This is a genomic window from Cupriavidus sp. GW823-FHT07B10 (genome assembly GCF_058794355.1).
In genome coordinates this window covers 112,163-133,343 of record NZ_JBXAGS010000012.1, presented here as the reverse complement: position 1 = coordinate 133,343, position 21,181 = coordinate 112,163, and the positions used below count along the sequence as shown (strand labels likewise).

The window sequence follows — 21,181 nt, the reverse complement described above, 5'->3', positions numbered from 1 at the left end:
GATGGGCGCCGGCAAGACCACCGTGGGCCGCACGGTGGCGCGGCGCCTGCACTATCCGTTTTTCGATTCCGACCATGAGCTGGAGGCCCACTGCGGCGTGCGCATCCCGGTGATCTTCGAGGTCGAGGGCGAAGCCGGCTTCCGCGACCGCGAGGCCGCGATGATCCGCGAGCTGGCCGCGCGCCAGGGCATTGTGCTGGCCACCGGCGGCGGCGCCGTGCTGCGCGCCGAGAACCGCGAGGTGCTGAAGGCCCGCGGCACGGTCGTGTACCTGCGCGCCAGCCCGCACGACCTGTGGCTGCGCACCCGCCACGACCGCAACCGGCCGCTGCTGCAGACCGAGGACCCCAAGGGCAAGCTCGAGGCGCTCTATGCCGAGCGCGACCCGCTCTACCGCGAGGTTGCCGACTTCATCATCGAAACCGGCAAGCCCTCGGTGGCGCAGCTTGCTAATATGGTGTTGATGCAACTTGAAATGGCCGGTTTCCCGATCGATCCCCCGCAGCCGGCCTCCGTGCCGCCGGAAGCGTCGGAGCCGCCGGCGCAGGACCCCAATCCATGATTACGCTTGAAGTCGACCTGGGCGAGCGCAGCTACCCCATCCATATCGGCACCGGCCTGCTGGACAACGCCGAACTGCTGCGCCCGCATGTACGCGGCCAGCACGCCGTCATCGTCACCAACGAAACCGTCGGCCCGCTCTACGCGGCGCGGGTGGAGGCGGCCCTGGCCGCGCTCGGCAAGACCGTGCGCACCGTCACGCTGCCCGACGGCGAAGCCTTCAAGCACTGGGAAACGCTGAACCGGATCTTCGACGCGCTGCTGCAGGCCGGCGCCGACCGCAAGACCACGCTGGTCGCGCTGGGCGGCGGCGTGGTGGGCGACATGACCGGGTTTGCCGCGGCCTGCTACATGCGCGGCGTGCCCTTTATCCAGATGCCGACCACGCTGCTGGCGCAGGTGGATTCGTCGGTGGGCGGCAAGACCGGCATCAACCACCCGCTCGGCAAGAACATGATCGGCGCGTTCCACCAGCCCAACGCGGTGATCGCCGACATCGACACGCTGCGCACGCTGCCCGCGCGCGAGCTGGCCGCCGGCATGGCCGAGGTCATCAAGCACGGCGCCATCGCCGATGCCGAGTACTTCGGCTGGATCGAGCGCAACATCAAGCCGCTGAATGCCTGCGACCCCGACCTGATGGCGCTCGCCGTGCAGCGCTCCTGCGAGATCAAGGCCGGCGTGGTGGCCCAGGACGAGCGCGAGGGCGGCCTGCGCGCCATCCTCAATTTCGGCCACACCTTCGGCCATGCGATCGAGGCCGGCATGGGCTACGGCGCCTGGCTGCACGGCGAGGCCGTCGGCTGCGGCATGGTGATGGCCGCGGACCTGTCGCACCGGCTGGGCTTTATCGACACCGAGACCCGCGCCCGCATCCGCGAGCTGACGCAGGCCGCCAACCTGCCCGTGGTGGCGCCGGAACTCGGTGCCGACCGCTATATCGAACTGATGAAGGTCGACAAGAAGGCCGAGGCGGGCAGCATCAAGTTCATCCTGCTGAAGCAGCTCGGCGAAGCGTTCATCACCACTGTGCCGGACGCTGACCTGCGCGCCACGCTCGCGCACGCCGTGCTCAAACCACCCACCGAGGCCCCGGTCGCCTGACCGATCGGTTATGCCTCGCCACCCCGCCCCAGCCACCGGACGCGCCGCATGACCGACTTTGAAAGCCATCTCGCCCCTTACGCCGCCCGCTCTGCGCAGACGCGCGGGCGGGTGCATGCAGAACCCGCATCGCTGTCGCGCAGCGAATTCCAGCGCGACCGCGACCGGGTCATCCACAGCACGGCGTTCCGGCGGCTCGAGTACAAGACCCAGGTCTTCGTCAACCATGAAGGGGACCTGTTCCGCACCCGGCTGACCCACAGCCTGGAGGTGGCGCAGATCGCCCGCTCGATCGCGCGCAACCTGCGCCTCAATGAAGACCTGGTCGAGGCGATCTCGCTGGCGCACGACCTGGGGCACACCCCCTTTGGCCACGCCGGGCAGGATGCGCTCAATACCTGCATGAAGAACCACGGCGGCTTCGAGCACAACCTGCAGAGCCTCCTGGTGGTGGACGAGCTGGAAGAGCGCTACGGCGGCTTCAACGGGCTGAACCTGACCTTCGAGACGCGCGAGGGCATCCTCAAGCATTGCTCGCGGGTCAATGCCTCGGCGCTGGGCGAGCTGGGCCGGCGCTTCCTGGAGGGCACGCAGCCGTCGCTGGAGGCGCAGCTGGCCAACCTGGCCGACGAGATCGCCTACAACAATCACGATATCGACGACGGCCTGCGCTCGGGGCTGCTGACGCTGGAGCAGCTCGACGAGGTGCCGATGTGGGCCCGCCACCGCGCCGAGGTGGCCGAGGTCTTCCCTGGCGTCAACGGCCGGCGCGCGATCAACGAGACGGTCCGGCGCATGATCAATACGCTGATCGTCGACCTGATCGAGACCACCAACAGCAATATCGCCGCGGCCAATCCGCGCAATATCGACGCGGTGCGCGCCGCCGGCCCGCTGGTCGGCTTCAGCCCGCAGATGCATGAAGAAGCGGCCGAACTCAAGCGCTTCCTGTTCCGGCACCTGTACCGGCACTACCTGGTGATGCGCATGTCGGCCAAGGCGCAGCGCATTGTCGGCGACCTGTTCCAGGCCTTTATGTCCGATCCGCGCCTGCTGCCGCCGCAGTACCAGGCCAGCCATGGCGGCGACCAGTCGCGTCTGATTGCCCACTACATCGCGGGCATGACCGACCGCTACGCGATCCGCGAGCACCGCCGCATCTTCGCGGTCAGCGAAGGCAACTGACGGCCGCGTTCCGGCTGGCCCTCCAATCGGCGCGCCAGCCTGCCGCATAAGTGGGGACGGATCAGGCTATGATGCGGGCATCAATGCTCGCATGACCTGTCATGGCACGCCTTCCCCGCTTTTCCCCCGCCGGTCTGCCCGCCCTGGTGTTGCAGCGCGGCAACAACCGCCAGCCCGTATTCCTGGGGCCGGACGACTACCTGCACTACCTCGACTGCCTGCGCATGGCCGCGCGCGAGCATGACCTTGCCGTCCACGCCTACGCGCTGCGGCCTAACCACGTGCACCTGGTGGCCACACCCAAGGAGTCAGACTCGCTGAGCCTGACCATGCAGGCGGTGGGGCGGCGCTATGCGCGCTACTTCAACCGGGTGGCCAGCCGCACCGGCACGCTGTGGGAAGGGCGCTTCCGTTCCGCGGTGTTCGATCCGGCCCGGTGGATGCTGCCGGCGATGCTCTATGTCGAGGGCAACGCGCTGCGCGCGGGCGAGGTCAGCGCCCCCGAGGGTGACCGCTGGAGCAGCTACCACCATCACGCCGGCATCGAGGCCAGCCCGTTTGTGAGCGACCACTCCGCGTACTGGGAGCTGGGCAATACGCCGTTCGAGCGCCAGTCGAACTACCGGATGCTGACCGCCGAGGGCCTGGCGGGCAAGACCCTGGAAACCCTGCGCGCCCATGCCCACAGCGGCTGGCCGCTTGGCGACGAAGCGTTCCTGGCCCAATTGGAGCGGCACGCAACCCGGCGCGTGCAACCGCTGCCGAAAGGGCGCCCCAAAAAGGTGCAAACGGCACCGTTGAATGCGTCAGAGCCGTCGCATAATTAATGTGTCCCCATTTAAATGGATCACCGAAACGGTGCGCAACTTAATATGATCTGACCCCATTTAAAAATTTTGCGAGGCGAACGCGATTCCCATATAGTTGCTCCACCCACAGTCATTGTGCGGCGCGTCACGCTCGTGTACGCCGCTGCGGCCCGCTGACAGCTTCGTCCCCATTTTCCGTCCCGCCGGTTTCCGGTTTGGGTGGAGGAATAAAGAAAACGAGAAAGCGCGCGGTCCCCGTTCCGGTACGCCCAGCCAGTTCGCGCAGCCTTCACCGGAATTCAGCCCGTGGACCAAACGAAAAATCTTTCGGCCCAAGCTCAGGCACAATCGCAGACCAGCGAGTCTTCCCACGCCATTGACCTGCGCCCGCAAGCGCAGGGCATGTACGATCCCAGCAACGAGCATGACGCCTGCGGCGTCGGCATGGTCGCGCATATCAAGGGCAAGAAGTCCCACGAGATCATCTCGCAGGGCCTGAAGATCCTGGAGAACCTGGACCACCGGGGTGCGGTCGGCGCCGATGCGCTGATGGGCGACGGTGCCGGCATCCTGATCCAGATCCCGGACCAGTTCTACCGCGAGGAAATGGCCGCGCAGGGCGTGAGCCTGCCGCCCGCCGGCGAATACGGCGTGGGCATGATCTTCCTGCCGAAGGAACACGCCTCGCGCCTGGCCTGCGAGCAGGAACTGGAGCGCACGGTCCGCCTGGAAGGCCAGGTCGTGCTGGGCTGGCGCGACGTGCCGGTCGACGCCAAGATGCCGATGTCGCCGACGGTGCGCACCACCGAGCCGGTGATCCGCCAGATCTTCATCGGGCGCGGCCGCGACATCATGACCACGGACGCGCTGGAACGTAAGCTCTACGTCATCCGCAAGACCGCCAGCCATGCCATCCAGGCGCTCAAGCTCAAGCACGGCAAGGAATACTTCGTGCCGTCAATGTCGGCCCGTACCGTGGTGTACAAGGGCCTGCTGCTGGCCAACCAGGTTGGCGAGTACTACCTGGACCTGCTGGACCAGCGCGCCGTCTCGGCCCTGGCCCTGGTGCACCAGCGCTTCTCGACCAACACCTTCCCGGCCTGGGAACTGGCCCACCCGTACCGCATGGTCGCCCACAACGGCGAAATCAACACGGTCAAGGGCAATGTCAACTGGATCAACGCGCGCACCGGCGCGATCTCGTCGCCGGTGCTCGGCGACGACCTGCCCAAGCTGTGGCCGCTGATCTACCCGGGCCAGTCCGACACCGCATCGTTCGACAACTGCCTCGAACTGCTGACGATGGCCGGCTACCCGCTCGTCCACGCGATGATGATGATGATCCCGGAAGCCTGGGAACAGCACACGCTGATGGACGACAACCGCCGCGCCTTCTACGAGTACCACGCCGCCATGATGGAGCCGTGGGACGGCCCGGCCGCGATCTGCTTCACCGATGGCCGCCAGATCGGCGCCACGCTGGACCGCAACGGCCTGCGCCCGGCACGTTTCTACGTGACCGAGGACGACATCGTGGTGCTGGCTTCGGAAGCCGGCGTGCTGCCGTTCCCCGAGTCGCGCATCGTTGAGAAGTGGCGCCTGCAGCCGGGCAAGATGTTCCTGATCGACATGGAACAGGGCCGCATCATCGACGACAAGGAACTCAAGGACAACCTGGCCAACGCCAAGCCGTACAAGAGCTGGATCGACGCTGTCCGCATCAAGCTCGACGAGCTCGACGCCAAGCCTGAAGACGTTGCCGCCGAGAAGAAGCCCGTGGCCAAGCTGCTGGACCGCCAGCAGGCCTTTGGCTACACCCAGGAAGACGTCAAGTTCCTGATGGCGCCGATGGCGCTGGCCGGCGAGGAAGCCACCGGCTCGATGGGCAACGATTCGCCGCTGGCCATCCTGTCGTCCAAGAACAAGACGCTGTACCACTACTTCAAGCAGCTGTTCGCCCAGGTCACCAACCCGCCGATCGACCCGATCCGCGAGAACATGGTGATGTCGCTGGTGTCGTTCATCGGCCCGAAGCCGAACCTGCTCGAGCTGAACAACATCAACCCGCCGATGCGCCTCGAAGTGTCCCAGCCGGTGCTGGACTTCAAGGACATCGCCAAGATCCGCAATATCGAGCACTACACCGGCGGCAAGTTCCGTTCGTACGAGCTGAACATCTGCTACCCGAAGGCCTGGGGCAAGGAAGGCATCGAAGCGCGCCTGGCCTCGCTGTGCGCCGAAGCCGTGGATGCGGTGCGTTCGGGCTTCAACATCCTGATCGTGTCGGACCGCCGCGTGGATGCCGAGCATGTTGCGATTCCCGCGCTGCTGGCCACGTCCGCCATCCACCACCACCTGGTGGAGAAGGGCCTGCGCACGTCCACCGGCCTGGTGGTCGAGACCGGCACCGCCCGTGAAGTGCACCACTTCGCGCTGCTGGCCGGCTATGGCGCCGAAGCCGTGCATCCGTACCTGGCGATGGAAACGCTGGCCGAAATGGCCCAGGGCCTGTCCGGCGACCTGTCGCCCGAGAAGGCGGTCAAGAACTTCGTCAAGGCGATCGGCAAGGGCCTGTTCAAGGTGATGTCCAAGATGGGCATCTCCACCTACATGTCGTACACCGGCGCGCAGATCTTCGAAGCCATCGGCCTGTCGCGCGAACTGGTGCAGAAGTACTTCCATGGCACCCCGTCGAATGTCGAGGGCATCGGCATCTTTGAAGTGGCCGAGGAAGCCCTGCGCCTGCACTGCGACGCCTTTGGCGACAACCCGGTGCTGGAAAGCATGCTGGACGCCGGCGGCGAATACGCCTTCCGCATCCGCGGCGAAGAGCATATGTGGACCCCGGACTCGGTCGCCAAGCTGCAGCACTCGGTGCGCGCCGACGACGGCAAGGGCGCCTACCAGACGTACAAGGAATACGCCAACATCATCAACGACCAGAGCAAGCGCCACATGACGCTGCGTGGCCTGTTCGAGTTCAAGGTCGATCCGGCCAAGGCGATTCCGCTGGAAGAGGTGGAGTCGGCCAAGGAGATCGTCAAGCGCTTCGCCACCGGTGCGATGTCGCTCGGCTCGATCTCGACCGAAGCCCACACCACGCTGGCGCTGGCGATGAACCGCATCGGCGGCAAATCCAACACCGGCGAAGGCGGCGAGGACGAGAAGCGCTACCGCAACGAGCTGCGCGGCATTCCCATCAAGCAGGGCGATACCCTCAAGGGCCTGCTGGGCGACAACGTGATCGAACGCGACCTGGAACTGCAGGAAGGCGATTCGCTGCGCTCGAAGATCAAGCAGGTGGCGTCGGGCCGTTTCGGCGTGACCGCCGAATACCTGGCTTCGGCCGACCAGATCCAGATCAAGATGGCGCAGGGTGCCAAGCCCGGCGAAGGCGGCCAGCTGCCCGGCCACAAGGTCTCGGACTACATCGGCAAGCTGCGTTACTCGGTGCCGGGCGTGGGCCTGATCTCGCCGCCCCCGCACCATGACATCTATTCGATCGAGGATCTGGCACAGCTGATCCACGACCTGAAGAACGTCAACCCGGTGTCGGACATCTCGGTCAAGCTGGTGTCCGAAGTCGGCGTCGGCACGGTGGCCGCGGGCGTGGCCAAGGCCAAGGCCGACCACGTCGTGATCGCCGGCCATGATGGCGGCACCGGCGCTTCGCCGTGGTCGTCGATCAAGCATGCCGGCACGCCGTGGGAGCTGGGCCTGGCCGAAACGCAGCAGACGCTGCTGCTCAACGGCCTGCGCAACCGCATCCGCGTGCAGGCCGACGGCCAGATGAAGACCGGCCGCGACGTCGTCATCGGCGCGCTGCTGGGCGCCGATGAATTCGGCTTCGCCACCGCGCCGCTGGTTGCGGAAGGCTGCATCATGATGCGCAAGTGCCACCTGAACACCTGCCCGGTGGGCGTGGCCACGCAGGATCCGCAGCTGCGCAGGAAGTTCCAGGGCAAGCCTGAGCACGTGGTCAACTTCTTCTTCTTCGTTGCGGAAGAAGCCCGCGAAATCATGGCCCAGCTGGGCATCCGCAAGTTCGACGAGCTGATCGGCCGCGCCGACCTGCTCGACACCAAGCCCGGCATCGAGCACTGGAAGGCGCGCGGCCTGGACTTCGGCCGCATCTTCCACCAGGTCTCGCTGGGCGCGGACGTGCCGCTGTACCACACCGACGTGCAGGACCACGGCCTGTCGGCCGAGGCCGGCAAGGCGCTGGACCACGTGCTGATCGCCAAGGCCCGACCGGCGATCGAGAAGGGCGAGCGGGTCTCGTTCATCCAGCCGGTGAAGAACGTCAACCGTACCGTCGGCGCGATGCTGTCGGGCGTGGTGGCGCGCCAGCATGGCCACGAAGGCCTGCCTGACGATACCATCCACATCCAGCTGCAAGGCACCGCCGGCCAGTCGTTTGGCGCGTTCCTGGCGCACGGCATCACGCTGGACCTGGTGGGCGACGGCAACGACTATGTCGGCAAGGGCCTGTCGGGCGGCCGCGTGATCGTGCGCGCTCCGCATGAGTTCCGCGGCGACCCGACCCGCAACATCATCGTCGGCAACACCGTGCTGTACGGTGCTATCGCCGGGGAAGCGTTCTTCAACGGCGTGGCCGGCGAGCGCTTCGCGGTGCGCAACTCGGGTGCGGTGGCAGTGGTGGAAGGCACCGGCGACCACGGTTGCGAGTACATGACCGGCGGCACGGTGGTGGTGCTGGGCGGCACCGGACGCAACTTTGCGGCCGGCATGTCGGGCGGCGTGGCCTACGTCTACGACGAGGACGGCCTGTTCGACAAGCGCTGCAACACCTCGATGGTGGCGCTGGAAGCAGTGCTGGCTTCGGCCGACCAGGAGAAGGGCCAGCCCGAGGCTTCGTGGCACAAGGTCGACGGCAAGCGCCAGCTGGATGAAGTCATCCTGCGCAACCTGATCGAGCAGCATTTCCGCTACACCGGTTCCGAGCGCGCCAAGGCGCTGCTGGCCGACTGGACCACGGCACGCCGCAAGTTCGTCAAGGTCTTCCCGACCGAGTACAAGCGCGCGCTGGGCGAGATGTACGCCAAGGAACAGGCCGCCCGCGACAGCGACCGCGAAGCCATCGCGGCCTGAGCGAGCGCAACGCAACCACGCAGAGGGGCCGCGGCAGCCGCCGCGGCCCTGACAAGATTCTGACCCCACCGCAGGGCTGGCGACGCCGCCGGTCCCGCGCAGCATGACCAAGGACGCAACATGGGTAAGGCGACTGGCTTTCTCGAATTTCCGCGCCAGAACGAAGGCTACGAACCGGTAGTCAAGCGCGTGAAGCACTACAAGGAATTCGTGTTCGCGCTGTCCGACAGCGAAGCGAAGATCCAGGGTGCGCGCTGCATGGACTGCGGCATCCCGTTCTGCAACAACGGCTGCCCGGTCAACAACATCATTCCCGACTTCAACGACCTGGTGTACCGCCAGGACTGGAAGTCGGCGATCGAGGTGCTGCACCAGACCAACAACTTCCCCGAGTTCACCGGCCGCATCTGCCCCGCACCGTGCGAGGCCGCCTGCACGCTGGGCATCAATGAACTGCCGGTGGGCATCAAGTCGATCGAGCACGCCATCATCGACAAGGCCTGGGAAGAGGGCTGGGTCAGGCCGCAGCTGCCGCGCCACAAGACCGGCAAGACCGTGGCCGTGGTCGGCTCCGGTCCCGCCGGCATGGCTGCCGCGCAGCAGCTGGCACGCGCCGGCCATGACGTGACCGTGTTCGAGAAGAACGACCGCATCGGCGGCCTGCTGCGCTACGGCATCCCCGACTTCAAGATGGAGAAGACGCTGATCGACCGCCGCATCGAGCAAATGCAGGCCGAAGGCGTGACCTTCCGTCCGGGCGTGATGGTGACCGACGGCGAACTGCCGGCCGGCATCAAGAACTACGCCCGTGAAACCATCTCGGCCCAGGCCCTGATGGACCAGTTCGACGCCGTGGTGCTGGCGGGCGGCTCGGAAGTGCCGCGCGACCTGCCGGTGCCGGGCCGCGACCTGGCCGGCATCCACTTCGCGCTGGAATTCCTGATCCCGCAGAACAAGGAAGTGGCCGGCGACGGCGAAAACGAGATCCGCGCCGAAGGCAAGAACGTGATTGTGATCGGTGGCGGCGATACCGGCTCCGACTGCGTGGGTACGTCCAACCGCCATGGCGCCACCTCGGTGACGCAGTTTGAACTGCTGCCGCAGCCGCCGGAAGAAGAGGACAAGCCGCTGGTGTGGCCGTACTGGCCGATCAAGCTGCGCACCTCGTCGTCGCACGATGAAGGCTGCGAGCGCGACTGGTCGGTCGCCACCAAGGAATTCATCGGCGAGAACGGCAAGGTCACCGCACTGAAGGCCTGCCGCGTCGAATGGAAGGATGGCCGCATGCAGGAAGTCGAAGGCAGCGAGTTCATCCTGCCGGCCGACCTGGTGCTGCTGGCGATGGGCTTTACCAACCCGGTGGGTTCGATGCTGGAAGCGTTTGGCGTGGATACCGATGCGCGCAAGAACGCCAAGGCCTCGACCGAGGGCGAGCGTGCCTACCACACCAACGTGCCCAAGGTGTTCGCCGCTGGCGACGTGCGCCGTGGCCAGTCGCTGGTGGTGTGGGCGATCCGCGAAGGCCGCCAGGCCGCGCGTTCGGTCGATGCCTTCCTGATGGGTCACACCGAACTGCCGCGCTGATTCACCCCGGCAGGAACAAAAAGCCCGCCTGGCGCAAGCCGGCGGGCTTTTTGTCGTCCTCGCGCCGGCGCAGCGCTCAGTCGGCCAGCGTGCGCTCCATCAGCACCGCACTGGCGCCGTAGCTGGCCAGCTTGGGCGCATGGGCGGTGGCCGTGTGCGCCGCCACCGGGACGTATCCGAGCCTGCGCCACCACGGCGCCGCCGACTGCACCGCGATCAGCCGCGAACGCCGCAGCCCCGCCGCGCGCGCGGCCGCCTGTGCCGCGGCGTACAGGCGCGGCGCCAGGCCGGCGCCGCGTCCGGCGGGCGCCACCGCCATGTCGTGCACGAACCAGGTGAGGGCGTCCGGCGCGGCGCCATGGCGCCAGCCGTGGTCGAGCACGCCGTCCAGCGGCGGCAGCGTGGCTTCGGGCCAGGCGTGGGTAAAGAGATAGGCGGCAAGCGCGCCGGGATGTCCGGGATCGTCCGCGACCCAACAGGTGGCGGGGGACAGCGCCAGCCGGCTTGCCAGCGCGGCCTGGCTCTCCAGCAGGACTTCGGTATAGCAGCTGGCTTGTACCGCCAGCACGGCCGGCAGGTCGGCTGTGACCATCGGCCGCACGGTGAAAATCGTCATCGGCCGATTATAGCCGGCGAGGTCCGTGCATCCTGGCCGCCATGGCGCGTTTGGCAAGGCCTGGCGGGGCCTTCAGGGTTCTCCCGGCTATGGTTTACGTGCCTGTGGTGCCCTGGGCAATGTCCTTACAATTTTCAAAAAACAACTAACGGAAACTGCCTCGCAAATCCTTTTTCCCCAGAACCAGCTTGCCGCCTCCTCAGGGGACCGGCCGGAGGAAATTGATGCCCGAAGTGCGCAATTTGTCGCGGCTTTGGCGAGGTAAAGCGAAGTTCGCGCCGCGCCCCCCAATGGGCGCAGTCCGGCGCTGGCTCCGGTCTTTCCTGTGCCTGTACGCCCTGGGGTGTGCCACGCTGGCGCTTGCGGTGCCAGCCATGCCGGCGCATGCGGGGACCCAGCAGCTCGCCCGCAGCATGTCGTTCCCCGACCGCCCGATGCGCCTGATCGTGCCATTCCCGGCCGGCGGCGTTGCCGATGCGGTGGCGCGCATGCTGGCCGAGCGCCTCTCCGTCCGGCTGGGCGTGCCGGTGGAGGTCGACAACCGGCCCGGCGCCGCCGGCACCATCGCCGGCGACGTGGTCGCCAAGGCCAGCTCCGATGGCCACACCCTGTTGTTGCACCAGGCCAATATGCTGATCCAGCCCGGACTGGAGCCGGTGCCGTACGACGTCGTGCGCGATTTCACGCCGGTTGCGCGCGTGGCCACCACGCCGCTGTTCCTGGTGATCGATGCCCGGCTGCCCATGCGCACGCCGGAGCAATGGATGACCGCGGTCAGGTCGAACCCGGGCTCCTACAGCTATGGCTACGGCCAGCCGGGCAGCCCCTCCCACCTGTACGCCGAGTACGCCGTGCGCGGCATCCGCAGCGGCGTGCCGCTGGTCACCGCCAAGGGTGAGGCCGCCGTGGTCCAGGAGATGCTGGCCGGCCGCGTCAGTGCCTGTTTCTGTTCGTTTGCCGCGGTCCAGGGCCAGGTCAGAAGCGGCGGGCTGCGCCTGCTCGGGGTGACGGGCGTGGCCCGCTCGCCGCTGGCGCCGCTGGTGCCGACGCTGCAGGAGTCGGGGCTGGAAGGCTATGCCGCGGCTGCCTGGTTTGGCGTGATGGCGCCGGCCAAGACCCCGCGCGCGATCGTCGCCAGGCTGGCGGTCGAACTCGACGCGGTCATGTCCGAGCGCGAGGTGCGTTCGCGTCTGCAGGCGGCGGGGGTCACGCCGCTGCGCGATTCGCCGGAGGCGTTTGCCACCGCGATCCGCTCGGAATCTATCCAATGGCAGGTGATCCTGAAGGACGTCTCGCCGATACAGGAGCCTTGAGCAGCAAAGGGATGGGCAGGTTTGGGGGGCTAGGGCAAGTCTGAGAGGCTCCCCCGACGGGGGCATGTGGCGCGGGGCACACGGGCGCCAGCAGGGCTAGGTAGTACACCTTATAATGCGCGACTGTCCTGACCGGTGCCAACGTGACCGATTCTGCTCAAAACCTCGTCGAACTGACTGCGGTGGACTTCGCCTATGCGGACCACGGCAAGCCGATCCTGTCCGGCCTGACCATGCAATTCCCGCGTGGCAAGGTGATTGCGGTGATGGGCGGCTCGGGTTGCGGCAAGACCACGGTGCTGCGGCTGATCGGCGGTCAGGTCCGTCCGCAGGCAGGCACGGTCAGCTTTGCCGGCACCGATATCCACACGCTGGATACCCGCGGCCTGTACGCGGTGCGCCGCCAGATGGGCATGCTGTTCCAGTTCGGCGCGCTGTTTACCGACCTGTCGGTGTTCGACAATGTGGCGTTCCCGCTGCGCGAGCACACCGACCTGCCCGACTCGATGATCCGCGACCTGGTGCTGATGAAGCTCAACGCGGTCGGCCTGCGCGGCGCGCGCGACCTGATGCCGGCGCAGATCTCGGGCGGCATGGCGCGGCGCGTGGCGCTGGCGCGCGCGATTGCGCTGGACCCGGCGCTGCTGATGTATGACGAGCCCTTTGCCGGGCTGGACCCGATCTCGCTCGGGCTGACCGCGCGCCTGATCCGCAGCCTGAACGACGCGCTGGGCGCCACCACGATCATCGTCTCGCACGACGTGCACGAGACCTTCCAGATCGCCGACTACGTCTATTTCATTGCCGACGGCCGCATCGTCGCGCAGGGCGAGCCCGAGGCGCTGCGCGCCTCCACCGACCCGTTCGTGCACCAGTTCGTCCATGCCGAGGCCGACGGCCCGGTGCCGTTCCACTACGCCGGACCTTCGCTGGCCGAGGATTTCGCCGGAGGTGTGCGGTGACGGACTTCTTTATCACCATCGGCGCGGCCGTGCGCCGCAGCGTGTCGGGGCTGGGCCGCGCCACGCGTATGTTCCTGACGCTGCTCGGCCTGTCGCCGGCGCTGCTGCGCCGCTTCCGCCTGGTGACCGACCAGGTCTTCTTCGTCGGCAACCTGTCGCTGGTGATCATCGCGGTGTCGGGCCTGTTCGTGGGCTTCGTGCTTGGCCTGCAGGGCTACTACACGCTGAACCGCTACGGGTCCGAGCAGGCACTGGGGCTGCTGGTGGCCTTGTCGCTGGTGCGCGAGCTGGGCCCGGTGGTGACCGCGCTGCTGTTCGCCGGCCGCGCCGGCACCTCGCTGACGGCCGAGATCGGCCTGATGAAGGCGGGCGAGCAGCTGACGGCCATGGAAATGATGGCGGTGAACCCGCTGCAGCGCGTGATCGCGCCGCGCTTCTGGGCAGGCGTGATCGCCATGCCGGTGCTGGCGGCGATCTTCAGCGCGGTCGGCATCCTGGGCGGCTACGTGGTGGGCGTGCAGTTGATCGGCGTCGACGCCGGCGCCTTCTGGTCCCAGATGCAGGGCGGCGTCGACGTGCGCGCCGACGTGCTCAATGGCGTGATCAAGAGCTTTATCTTTGGCATCGCCGTGACGTTTATTGCCCTGTACCAGGGCTTCGAGGCCAAGCCCACGCCGGAAGGCGTCTCGCGCGCGACCACCCGCACCGTGGTGATTGCGTCGCTGGCCGTGCTGGGGCTGGATTTCCTGCTGACCGCGCTGATGTTCAGCAACTGACGCGGGCCATACCAACGACAAGACAGCGACAAGAACACTACGGGGTTGAAGAAAGAGATTCCAATGAAAAAGAACGCACTCGATTTCTGGGTGGGGCTGTTCGTGGCGGCGGGGTTCGTCGCCGTGCTGTTCCTGGCCCTCAAGGCGGGGAACATGAGCGCCTTTTCCTTCCAGGACACCTACAGCGTGCAGGCGCGCTTTGACAACATCGGCGGGCTCAAGCCGCGCGCGCCGGTCAAGAGCGCGGGCGTGGTGGTCGGCCGCGTGGCGGCGATCCGCTTCGACGACAAGACCTACCAGGCCACCGTCGAGATGAGCCTGGAGAAGCGCTACCAGTTCCCCAAGGACACCTCGGCCAAGATCCTGACATCCGGATTGCTCGGCGAGCAGTACATCGGCCTCGAAGCCGGCGGCGACACCGCCATGCTGGCCGAAGGCGCGCGCATCACCATGACGCAGTCGGCCGTGGTGCTGGAAAACCTGATCGGCCAGTTCCTGTACAACAAGGCGGCAGATGCCGGCGGCGGTGCGCCGGCCGGTGCCAGCGCGCCGGCGCCGGCAGGGGACCTCAAATGAGCGCTGCGCCATCGTTCTGCAAGGGCCTGGCCGCAGTCGCTGCCGCGGCCGTGCTCGCCGGTTGCGCCACTGGCCCCACCGCCAATCCGAAAGACCCGCTGGAGCCGTTCAATCGCGAAGTCTCGAAGATCAACGAGGACTTCGACAAGGGCATCCTGCGCCCGGTGGCCCAGGTCTATGCCGACTACATGCCCACGCCGGTGCAGCGCGCGGTGGAGAACTTCTTCTCCAACGTGAGCGATGTCTACTCGGCGGCGAACAACCTGCTGCAGGGCAAGCCCACCCGCGCCGCCGAGGACACCATGCGCGTGGCCATGAACACCGTGCTGGGGATCGGCGGCCTGATCGACATCGCCACCCCGGCCGGCCTGCCCAAGTACAAGGAAGACTTTGGCCAGACGCTGGGCGTGTGGGGCGTGCCGCCCGGGCCGTACCTGGTGCTGCCGCTGTTCGGGCCCAGCACCGTGCGCGACACCGGCGGCATGCTGGTGGACCGCAGCTTCGACCCGTCGGCCTATCTCTATCCGGTATCGCTGCGCAATTCACTGACCGGCGTGCGCATCGTTGCCGGCCGGGCGCAGCTGCTCGGCGCCAGCAACCTGCTGGAGCAGGCGGCGCTGGACAAGTACTCGTTCCTGCGCGATTCCTACCTGCAGCGGCGCCAGTACCTGGTCTACGACGGCAACCCGCCCGACGGCGACGAGGATGCGGACAGCGCCTCGGAGACCCCGACGGCGCGCCCTGAAGCCCCTGCCGGGACCGAAGGTGAAAAGCCCGCTACGCCGGCGCAGCCCGCGGCACCGGCTCCCCCCGCGCCGCCGGCCGACGCCTCGGCCCCGGCCGCCACCCAGGCCCAGCCTGCGCAGACGCCCTCGGGCGACCTGCAGCCTGAGAGCCAGAGCCTGCCGATACCACCCATGGACCCGATGCAGCGGATCGTGCCGGGGGTCCGTATCCGCTGACCCTGCGAGGCGCGGGCGGCTCCAGGGCCCACGCCAGGCTGTGAGTGCCCTGTGAGGGCTGAAACAATTTGTTTGTAAGTAGCGGAAAAGGCGCTTGTGGGTGCAACCACCGCCCCGCGCTTATGTTCCAATCTCCGCAAGGCCGCGCGCCAGCCATGGCGCCTGGCCAGTTCGCCCTCGGCGAAGAACGTCTTTGATAAAGAAGGAAAATCCATGATAAAGCGACTGTTGGTCCCCTTCCTTACGGTAGTTGCCTTCGCAGGCACGGCGCATGCCCAGGTGGCGGCCCAGGACGCGGCCACCCCGGACGGGCTGGTCAAGGCCGTGGTCAGCGACGTGATGACCACCGTCAAGGCCGACAAGGACATGCAGGCCGGCAATATCGGCAAGATCACCGCGCTGGTCGAGCAGAAGATCATCCCCAACGCCAACTTCCAGAAGACCACGCAGATCGCCATGGGGCGCAACTGGTCCAAGGCCACGCCCGAGCAGCAGAAGCAGATCACCGAGGAGTTCAAGACCCTGCTGATCCGCACCTATGCCGGCGCCATTGCCCAGATCCGCGACCAGACCGTGCAGTACCGCCCGTACCGCGGCACGGCTGAGGATACCGATGCCACCATCCGCACCCAGGTCGTCAACAAGGGCGAGCCGATCCAGATGGACTACCGTCTGGAAAAGACCGCCCAGGGCTGGAAGGTCTATGACATCAACGTGCTGGGCGCCTGGCTGACCGAAGCCTACAAGGGCAGCTTCAACACCATCGTCGGCCAGCAGGGCGTCGAGGGCGTGATCAAGACGCTGCAGGACCGCAACCGCCAGCTGGCCAGCGCCAAGAGCTGAGGCGCCTGCCCAACGGTGCGCCGCTGCAACGCAGCACGGCGCACCGATCTGCTCTACAATGGCCGCTCGCGGCACAGACTCCCGCCTGACGTGCGGGAGTCGTCGTTTTTGCCACTGTATTCAAGCTACCGATCCCCAGGCCACGCATCCATGCTCTCGCTAGGTACCTCGCTGACCAACCAGAACGCCGCCGCCGTGCTGCGTGACGGGCTGGCGCGCCTGGCGCAGGGCGAGGTGCAGGTCGACTGCACCGGCCTGGCGCAGGTGGATTCCTCCGCGGTCGCCGTGCTGCTGGCATGGAACCGCGCCGCCGCCGCGCGCAACCAGGCGCTGTCGCTGCGCGGCGTGCCGCCGCAGCTGTCGCAACTGGCCAGCCTGTACGGCGTGGACGGTCTGCTGGGCCTGGCCCCAGCAGCCGCAGCGCAGGGGCACCACCACCGACATTGATCCGGCATCGCCGGTCGCCAGCACGGCGGCCGCCCGCGATGCCGCGGCGACGGCCCTGCGCGGTCGCCGAGCCCCTGGGGGCGGATCAAGCGGGACCATCCCCGCATCCCCTATAATTCCGGGTTGTTCGCCCATCCCCCCGCCTGCTACCGGTTCATGCCATGCCGGGCCAGGAAGTCCGGGCACGCAGTTGCTCCCCAATTCCCGGCGGCTGGCCCTGAAAATGCCGAACCCGCCACAAACAATCGGCCATGAAAGCCATTGAAATCCACGACGTTCGCAAGCGCTACCGCAACCTGCAGGCGCTCAAGGGCGTCAGCTTCACCGTCGAGCGCGGCGAATTCTTCGGCCTGCTCGGGCCCAACGGCGCCGGCAAGACCACGCTGATCTCGATCCTCGCCGGCCTGAACCGCGCCGATTCCGGCCGCGTCAGTGTGCTTGGCCACGATGTCGTTGCCGACTACCGGATGGCCCGGCGTATGCTGGGCGTGGTGCCGCAGGAACTGGTGTTCGATCCGTTCTTCACGGTGCGCGAGACGCTGCGGCTGCAGTCGGGCTACTTTGGCCTGACCCGCAACGACGACTGGATCGACGAGATCATGGCCAACCTGGACCTGACCGGGAAAGCCGACGCCAATATGCGCCAGCTCTCGGGCGGCATGAAGCGGCGCGTGCTGGTGGCGCAGGCGCTGGTGCACCGCCCGCCGGTGATCGTGCTGGACGAGCCCACCGCCGGTGTGGATGTGGAACTGCGCCAGACGCTGTGGAAATTCATCTCGCGCCTGAACCGGGAAGGGCACACCATCATCCTGACCACCCACTACCTGGAAGAGGCCGAGGCCCTGTGCGACCGCATCGCCATGCTCAAGTTCGGCGAGGTGGTGACGCTGGACCGCACCAGCAACCTGCTGACGCAGTTTGCCGGCCTGCAGCTGGTGCTGACCTTTGCGCGCGGCGTCCTGCCGCCGGCGCTGGAGCCGTTGCGCATGCCGGCCAACCCCGGCGAGCGCGCGGTACGCCTGCGGTTGTCGGGCTACCAGGCGGTTGAACCGATCCTGGCCGCCTGCCGCGAAGCGGGCTGTGACATCGAAAACATGGAAATCAACAAGGCCGACCTCGAGGACGTATTTGTGCAGATCATGCGCCGCGAGGGGCATATGCCCGGTGCGCTGCCCGATCCGGCGATGGAGGCCGTGGCATGAAGCAGCCTGGCGATATCGAGGTCCTGGACGACTCCGGCCTCGGGCCGATGGCCGTGGGCGGCCTGGTGGGTTTCCGCACCCTGCTGTACAAGGAAGTGCTGCGTTTCTGGAAGGTGAGCTTCCAGACCGTCGCCGCTCCGGTGCTGACCGCGGTGCTGTACCTGCTGATCTTCGGCCATGTGCTGGAAGACCGGGTCAAGGTCTATGACCAGATCAGCTACACCGCCTTCCTGGTGCCCGGCCTGGTGATGATGAGCGTGCTGCAGAACGCGTTTGCCAACAGCTCGTCATCGCTGATCCAGTCCAAGATCACCGGCAACCTGGTGTTCGTGCTGCTGCCGCCCTTGTCGCACTGGGAAATGTTCGGCGCCTATGTGGTGGCCTCGGTGATCCGCGGGCTGACCGTGGGCCTGGGCGTGCTGCTGGTGACGGCGTGGTTTGCCAACCTGCATTTTGCCAATGTGGGCTGGATCCTCGTCTTTGCGCTGCTTGGTGCGGGCATCCTAGGCACGCTGGGCCTGATCGCCGGCATCTGGGCCGAGAAATTCGACCAGCTGGCCGCGTTCCAGAACTTCCTGATCATGCCGGCAACTTTCCTGTCCGGCGTGTTCTATTCGATCCATTCGCTGCCCGCCTTCTGGCAGGCGGTGTCCCATGCCAATCCGTTCTTCTACATGATCGACGGCTTCCGCTATGGCTTCTTCGGCGTCTCGGACGTGTCGCCGCTGTTCAGCCTGGCGGTGGTCGGATCGGCGTTCGTGGTGCTGGCCGCGCTGGCGCTGCGCTTGCTGAAGTCCGGATACAAGCTGCGCCACTGAACTGTGGCCGGCCATACTGAATCACGCTGAAGAGAACCCCATGCTGCCTACACCGGAACAAGTCAGGGATTACATTGCCCAAGGACTGCCCTGCGAACATCTGCAAGTCGAGGGCGATGGTCAGCACTTCTTTGCCACCATCGTCAGCGCCGAATTTGAAGGCAAGCGGTTGATCCAGCGCCACCAGCGCGTCTATGCCGCGCTGGGCGACCGCATGCGTGCCGAGATCCACGCGCTGTCGATGAAGACGCTGACGCCTGCCGAGTGGCAGGCGGGCGAAGGCAAGTAAGCCCCGCCAATATGCGCCGCGCCACCCGCGCGGCCCCAGAACCATGACGCCGGGCGCGTGCCCGGCTCCAGACGACAGAACATGGACAAATTCCAGATCCACGGCAATGGCCCGCTGAAGGGCGAAATCCGCGTGTCGGGCGCGAAGAACGCAGCCCTGCCAATCCTGTGCGCGGGCCTGCTGACGGCGGATACCGTTTCGCTGGACAACGTGCCTAACCTGCAGGACGTGCGCACCACCCTCAAGCTGCTGCGCCAGATGGGCATGCAGGCCGAGCTGGATGGCGCCCGCGTGACCCTGAACGGCGCCGACGTCAACGTGCTCGAGGCCCCGTACGAGCTGGTCAAGACCATGCGCGCCTCGATCCTGGTGCTGGGCCCGCTGGTGGCGCGCTTCGGCGAGGCCCGCGTGTCGCTGCCCGGCGGCTGCGGCATCGGCGCGCGCCCGGTCGACCAGCACATCAAGGGCCTGCAGGCGATGGGCGCCGAGATCACCATCGAACACGGCTTTATCCATGCGCGGGCCAAGCGCCTGAAGGGCGCGCGCGTGGTCACCGACATGATCACCGTGACCGGCACCGAGAACCTGCTGATGGCCGCCACGCTGGCCGAAGGCGAGACCGTGCTGGAAAACGCCGCGCGCGAGCCCGAGGTGACCGACCTGGCCCAACTGCTGGTCAAGATGGGCGCGAAGATCGAAGGCATCGGCACCGACCGCCTGGTAGTGCAGGGCGTGGAGCGCCTGCATGGCGCCAGCCACAGCGTGATCGCCGACCGCATCGAGGCCGGTACCTTCCTGTGCGCCGCCGCCGCGACGCTGGGCGACCTGGTGCTGCGCGGCGTGCAGCCGGACATCCTCGACACCGTGCTCGACAAGCTGCGCGAAGCCGGCGCAAAACTCGAGACCGGCGCCGACTGGATCCGTCTGGCCATGCCGCAACGCGCCAAGGCCGTGAGTTTCCGCACCTCGGAATACCCGGCCTTCCCGACCGACATGCAGGCGCAGTTCATGGCGCTCAATGCCGTGGCCGAAGGCACCGCGCGCGTGACCGAGACCATCTTCGAAAACCGCTTCATGCACGTGCAGGAACTGAACCGCCTGGGCGCGGACATCGCGGTCGAAGGCAATACCGCGGTGGTCAACGGCGTGCCGCGCCTGTCGGGCGCCAACGTGATGGCGACCGACCTGCGCGCCTCGGCCAGCCTGGTGATCGCCGGCCTGGTGGCCGATGGCGAGACCGTGATCGACCGCATCTACCACCTGGACCGCGGCTACGACCGCATGGAAGACAAGCTGTCGGCAGTGGGCGCGAAGATCCGCCGCATTGCCTGAGGAAGTCCGATGAGCCCCACTTTCAACGCATCACCCAACCAGCTGACGCTGGCGCTGTCCAAGGGCCGCATCTTCACCGAGACGCTGCCGCTCCTGGAAGCCGCCGGCATCCGCGTCACCGAGGACCCCGAGACCTCGCGCAAGCTGATCCTGCCGACCTCCGATCCGGCCGTGCGCGTGGTGATCGTGCGCGCCTCGGACGTGCCGACCTACGTCCAGTATGGCGCCGCCGATTTCGGCGTGGCCGGCAAGGACGTGCTGATGGAAAGCGGCATGGCCGGCCTGTATGCGCCGATCGACCTGAACATCGCGCGCTGCCGCATGTCGGTGGCGGTGCCGGCCGGGTTTGACTACGCCAACGCGGTGCGCCAGGGCGCGCGCCTGGCCGTGGCCACCAAGTATGTGCAGACCGCGCGCGAGCATTTTGCGAAAAAGGGCGTTCACGTCGACCTGATCAAGCTGTACGGTTCGATGGAGCTGGGCCCGCTGGTGGGCCTGTCCGACGCCATCGTCGACCTGGTCAGCACTGGCAGCACGCTGCGCGCCAACAACCTGGTTGAAGTCGAAGAGATCGTGCAGATCTCGTCGCGGCTGGTGGTGAACCAGGCCGCGCTCAAACTCAAGCGCGAGCGGCTTGCGCCGATTCTCGACGCATTCGAACGGGCTTCGGCGGCGCTGGCGTAAGGCCAC

General features: G+C 66.9%; 19 protein-coding genes. 18 read left to right on the top strand and 1 reads right to left on the bottom strand.

The window, feature by feature from the left end:
• Position 1 precedes the first annotated feature (1 nt).
• The 6 genes from AC1Q6V_RS23365 to AC1Q6V_RS23340 all read left to right on the top strand — a co-directional run bounded on the left by AC1Q6V_RS23365 (position 2) and on the right by AC1Q6V_RS23340 (position 10,355).
• Positions 2–562, top strand: coding sequence for a shikimate kinase (locus AC1Q6V_RS23365; protein WP_010812351.1), 561 nt, complete (start codon positions 2–4; stop codon positions 560–562).
• Entirely contained in the window at positions 559–1,665 is a 1,107-nt protein-coding gene (aroB, locus tag AC1Q6V_RS23360) for a 3-dehydroquinate synthase (RefSeq protein ID WP_010812350.1), read from the top strand. The genes AC1Q6V_RS23365 and aroB overlap by 4 nt, the downstream gene beginning before the upstream one ends.
• A gap of 48 nt (positions 1,666–1,713) precedes the next feature.
• A complete protein-coding gene (locus AC1Q6V_RS23355; protein ID WP_454750835.1) occupies positions 1,714–2,850 on the top strand; it encodes a deoxyguanosinetriphosphate triphosphohydrolase in 1,137 nt (378 codons plus the stop codon).
• Between the two features lie 101 nt (positions 2,851–2,951).
• Positions 2,952–3,677, top strand: coding sequence for a transposase (locus AC1Q6V_RS23350; RefSeq protein ID WP_011616149.1), 726 nt, complete (start codon positions 2,952–2,954; stop codon positions 3,675–3,677).
• A gap of 288 nt (positions 3,678–3,965) precedes the next feature.
• On the top strand, positions 3,966–8,771 hold the full coding sequence (locus tag AC1Q6V_RS23345; protein ID WP_454750836.1) for a glutamate synthase-related protein: 4,806 nt from the start codon (positions 3,966–3,968) through the stop codon (positions 8,769–8,771).
• Positions 8,772–8,891: 120 nt separating this feature from the next.
• Positions 8,892–10,355, top strand: coding sequence for a glutamate synthase subunit beta (locus tag AC1Q6V_RS23340; protein ID WP_010812346.1), 1,464 nt, complete (start codon positions 8,892–8,894; stop codon positions 10,353–10,355).
• Positions 10,356–10,431: 76 nt separating this feature from the next.
• Here AC1Q6V_RS23340 and AC1Q6V_RS23335 read toward each other — a convergent pair whose 3' ends face one another.
• Complete coding sequence (locus tag AC1Q6V_RS23335) at positions 10,432–10,971, bottom strand: GNAT family N-acetyltransferase (RefSeq protein WP_010812345.1); 540 nt, start codon at positions 10,969–10,971, stop codon at positions 10,432–10,434.
• 224 nt (positions 10,972–11,195) lie between these two features.
• Between AC1Q6V_RS23335 and AC1Q6V_RS23330 the strand changes: the two genes are divergently transcribed.
• The 12 genes from AC1Q6V_RS23330 (at position 11,196) to hisG (ending at position 21,175) form a co-directional block, all read left to right on the top strand.
• Positions 11,196–12,284 (top strand): Bug family tripartite tricarboxylate transporter substrate binding protein, encoded by a 1,089-nt coding sequence (locus AC1Q6V_RS23330; RefSeq protein ID WP_037023841.1) that lies wholly within the window; start codon positions 11,196–11,198, stop codon positions 12,282–12,284.
• Between the two features lie 143 nt (positions 12,285–12,427).
• Complete coding sequence (locus tag AC1Q6V_RS23325; protein WP_010812343.1) at positions 12,428–13,246, top strand: ABC transporter ATP-binding protein; 819 nt, start codon at positions 12,428–12,430, stop codon at positions 13,244–13,246.
• Positions 13,243–14,022 carry a lipid asymmetry maintenance ABC transporter permease subunit MlaE gene (mlaE, locus tag AC1Q6V_RS23320; protein WP_010812342.1) on the top strand — a complete coding sequence of 260 codons (780 nt, stop codon included), beginning with the start codon at positions 13,243–13,245 and terminating at the stop codon, positions 14,020–14,022. Before AC1Q6V_RS23325 ends, mlaE begins: the two co-directional genes overlap by 4 nt.
• Before the next feature lie 63 nt (positions 14,023–14,085).
• Entirely contained in the window at positions 14,086–14,598 is a 513-nt protein-coding gene (gene mlaD, locus AC1Q6V_RS23315) for an outer membrane lipid asymmetry maintenance protein MlaD (RefSeq protein WP_010812341.1), read from the top strand.
• Positions 14,595–15,560 carry an MlaA family lipoprotein gene (locus tag AC1Q6V_RS23310; RefSeq protein WP_492344491.1) on the top strand — a complete coding sequence of 322 codons (966 nt, stop codon included), beginning with the start codon at positions 14,595–14,597 and terminating at the stop codon, positions 15,558–15,560. Before mlaD ends, AC1Q6V_RS23310 begins: the two co-directional genes overlap by 4 nt.
• Positions 15,561–15,773: 213 nt before the next feature.
• Positions 15,774–16,403, top strand: coding sequence for an MlaC/ttg2D family ABC transporter substrate-binding protein (locus AC1Q6V_RS23305; RefSeq protein ID WP_010812339.1), 630 nt, complete (start codon positions 15,774–15,776; stop codon positions 16,401–16,403).
• 114 nt (positions 16,404–16,517) lie between these two features.
• Positions 16,518–16,850, top strand: coding sequence for an STAS domain-containing protein (locus AC1Q6V_RS23300; protein WP_492293462.1), 333 nt, complete (start codon positions 16,518–16,520; stop codon positions 16,848–16,850).
• Positions 16,851–17,101: 251 nt separating this feature from the next.
• A complete protein-coding gene (locus tag AC1Q6V_RS23295) occupies positions 17,102–18,052 on the top strand; it encodes an ABC transporter ATP-binding protein (protein ID WP_010812337.1) in 951 nt (316 codons plus the stop codon).
• Positions 18,049–18,870, top strand: a complete 822-nt coding sequence (locus AC1Q6V_RS23290; RefSeq protein WP_011616143.1) for an ABC transporter permease — start codon at positions 18,049–18,051, stop codon at positions 18,868–18,870. Before AC1Q6V_RS23295 ends, AC1Q6V_RS23290 begins: the two co-directional genes overlap by 4 nt.
• A gap of 40 nt (positions 18,871–18,910) precedes the next feature.
• Positions 18,911–19,159, top strand: coding sequence for a BolA family protein (locus tag AC1Q6V_RS23285; protein WP_010812335.1), 249 nt, complete (start codon positions 18,911–18,913; stop codon positions 19,157–19,159).
• Between the two features lie 81 nt (positions 19,160–19,240).
• Positions 19,241–20,491, top strand: coding sequence for a UDP-N-acetylglucosamine 1-carboxyvinyltransferase (gene murA, locus AC1Q6V_RS23280; protein WP_011616142.1), 1,251 nt, complete (start codon positions 19,241–19,243; stop codon positions 20,489–20,491).
• Between the two features lie 9 nt (positions 20,492–20,500).
• The gene (hisG, locus tag AC1Q6V_RS23275) at positions 20,501–21,175 is read left to right on the top strand and encodes an ATP phosphoribosyltransferase (protein WP_010812333.1); all 675 of its coding nucleotides are present in this window, start codon (positions 20,501–20,503) and stop codon (positions 21,173–21,175) included.
• Positions 21,176–21,181 lie beyond the last annotated feature (6 nt).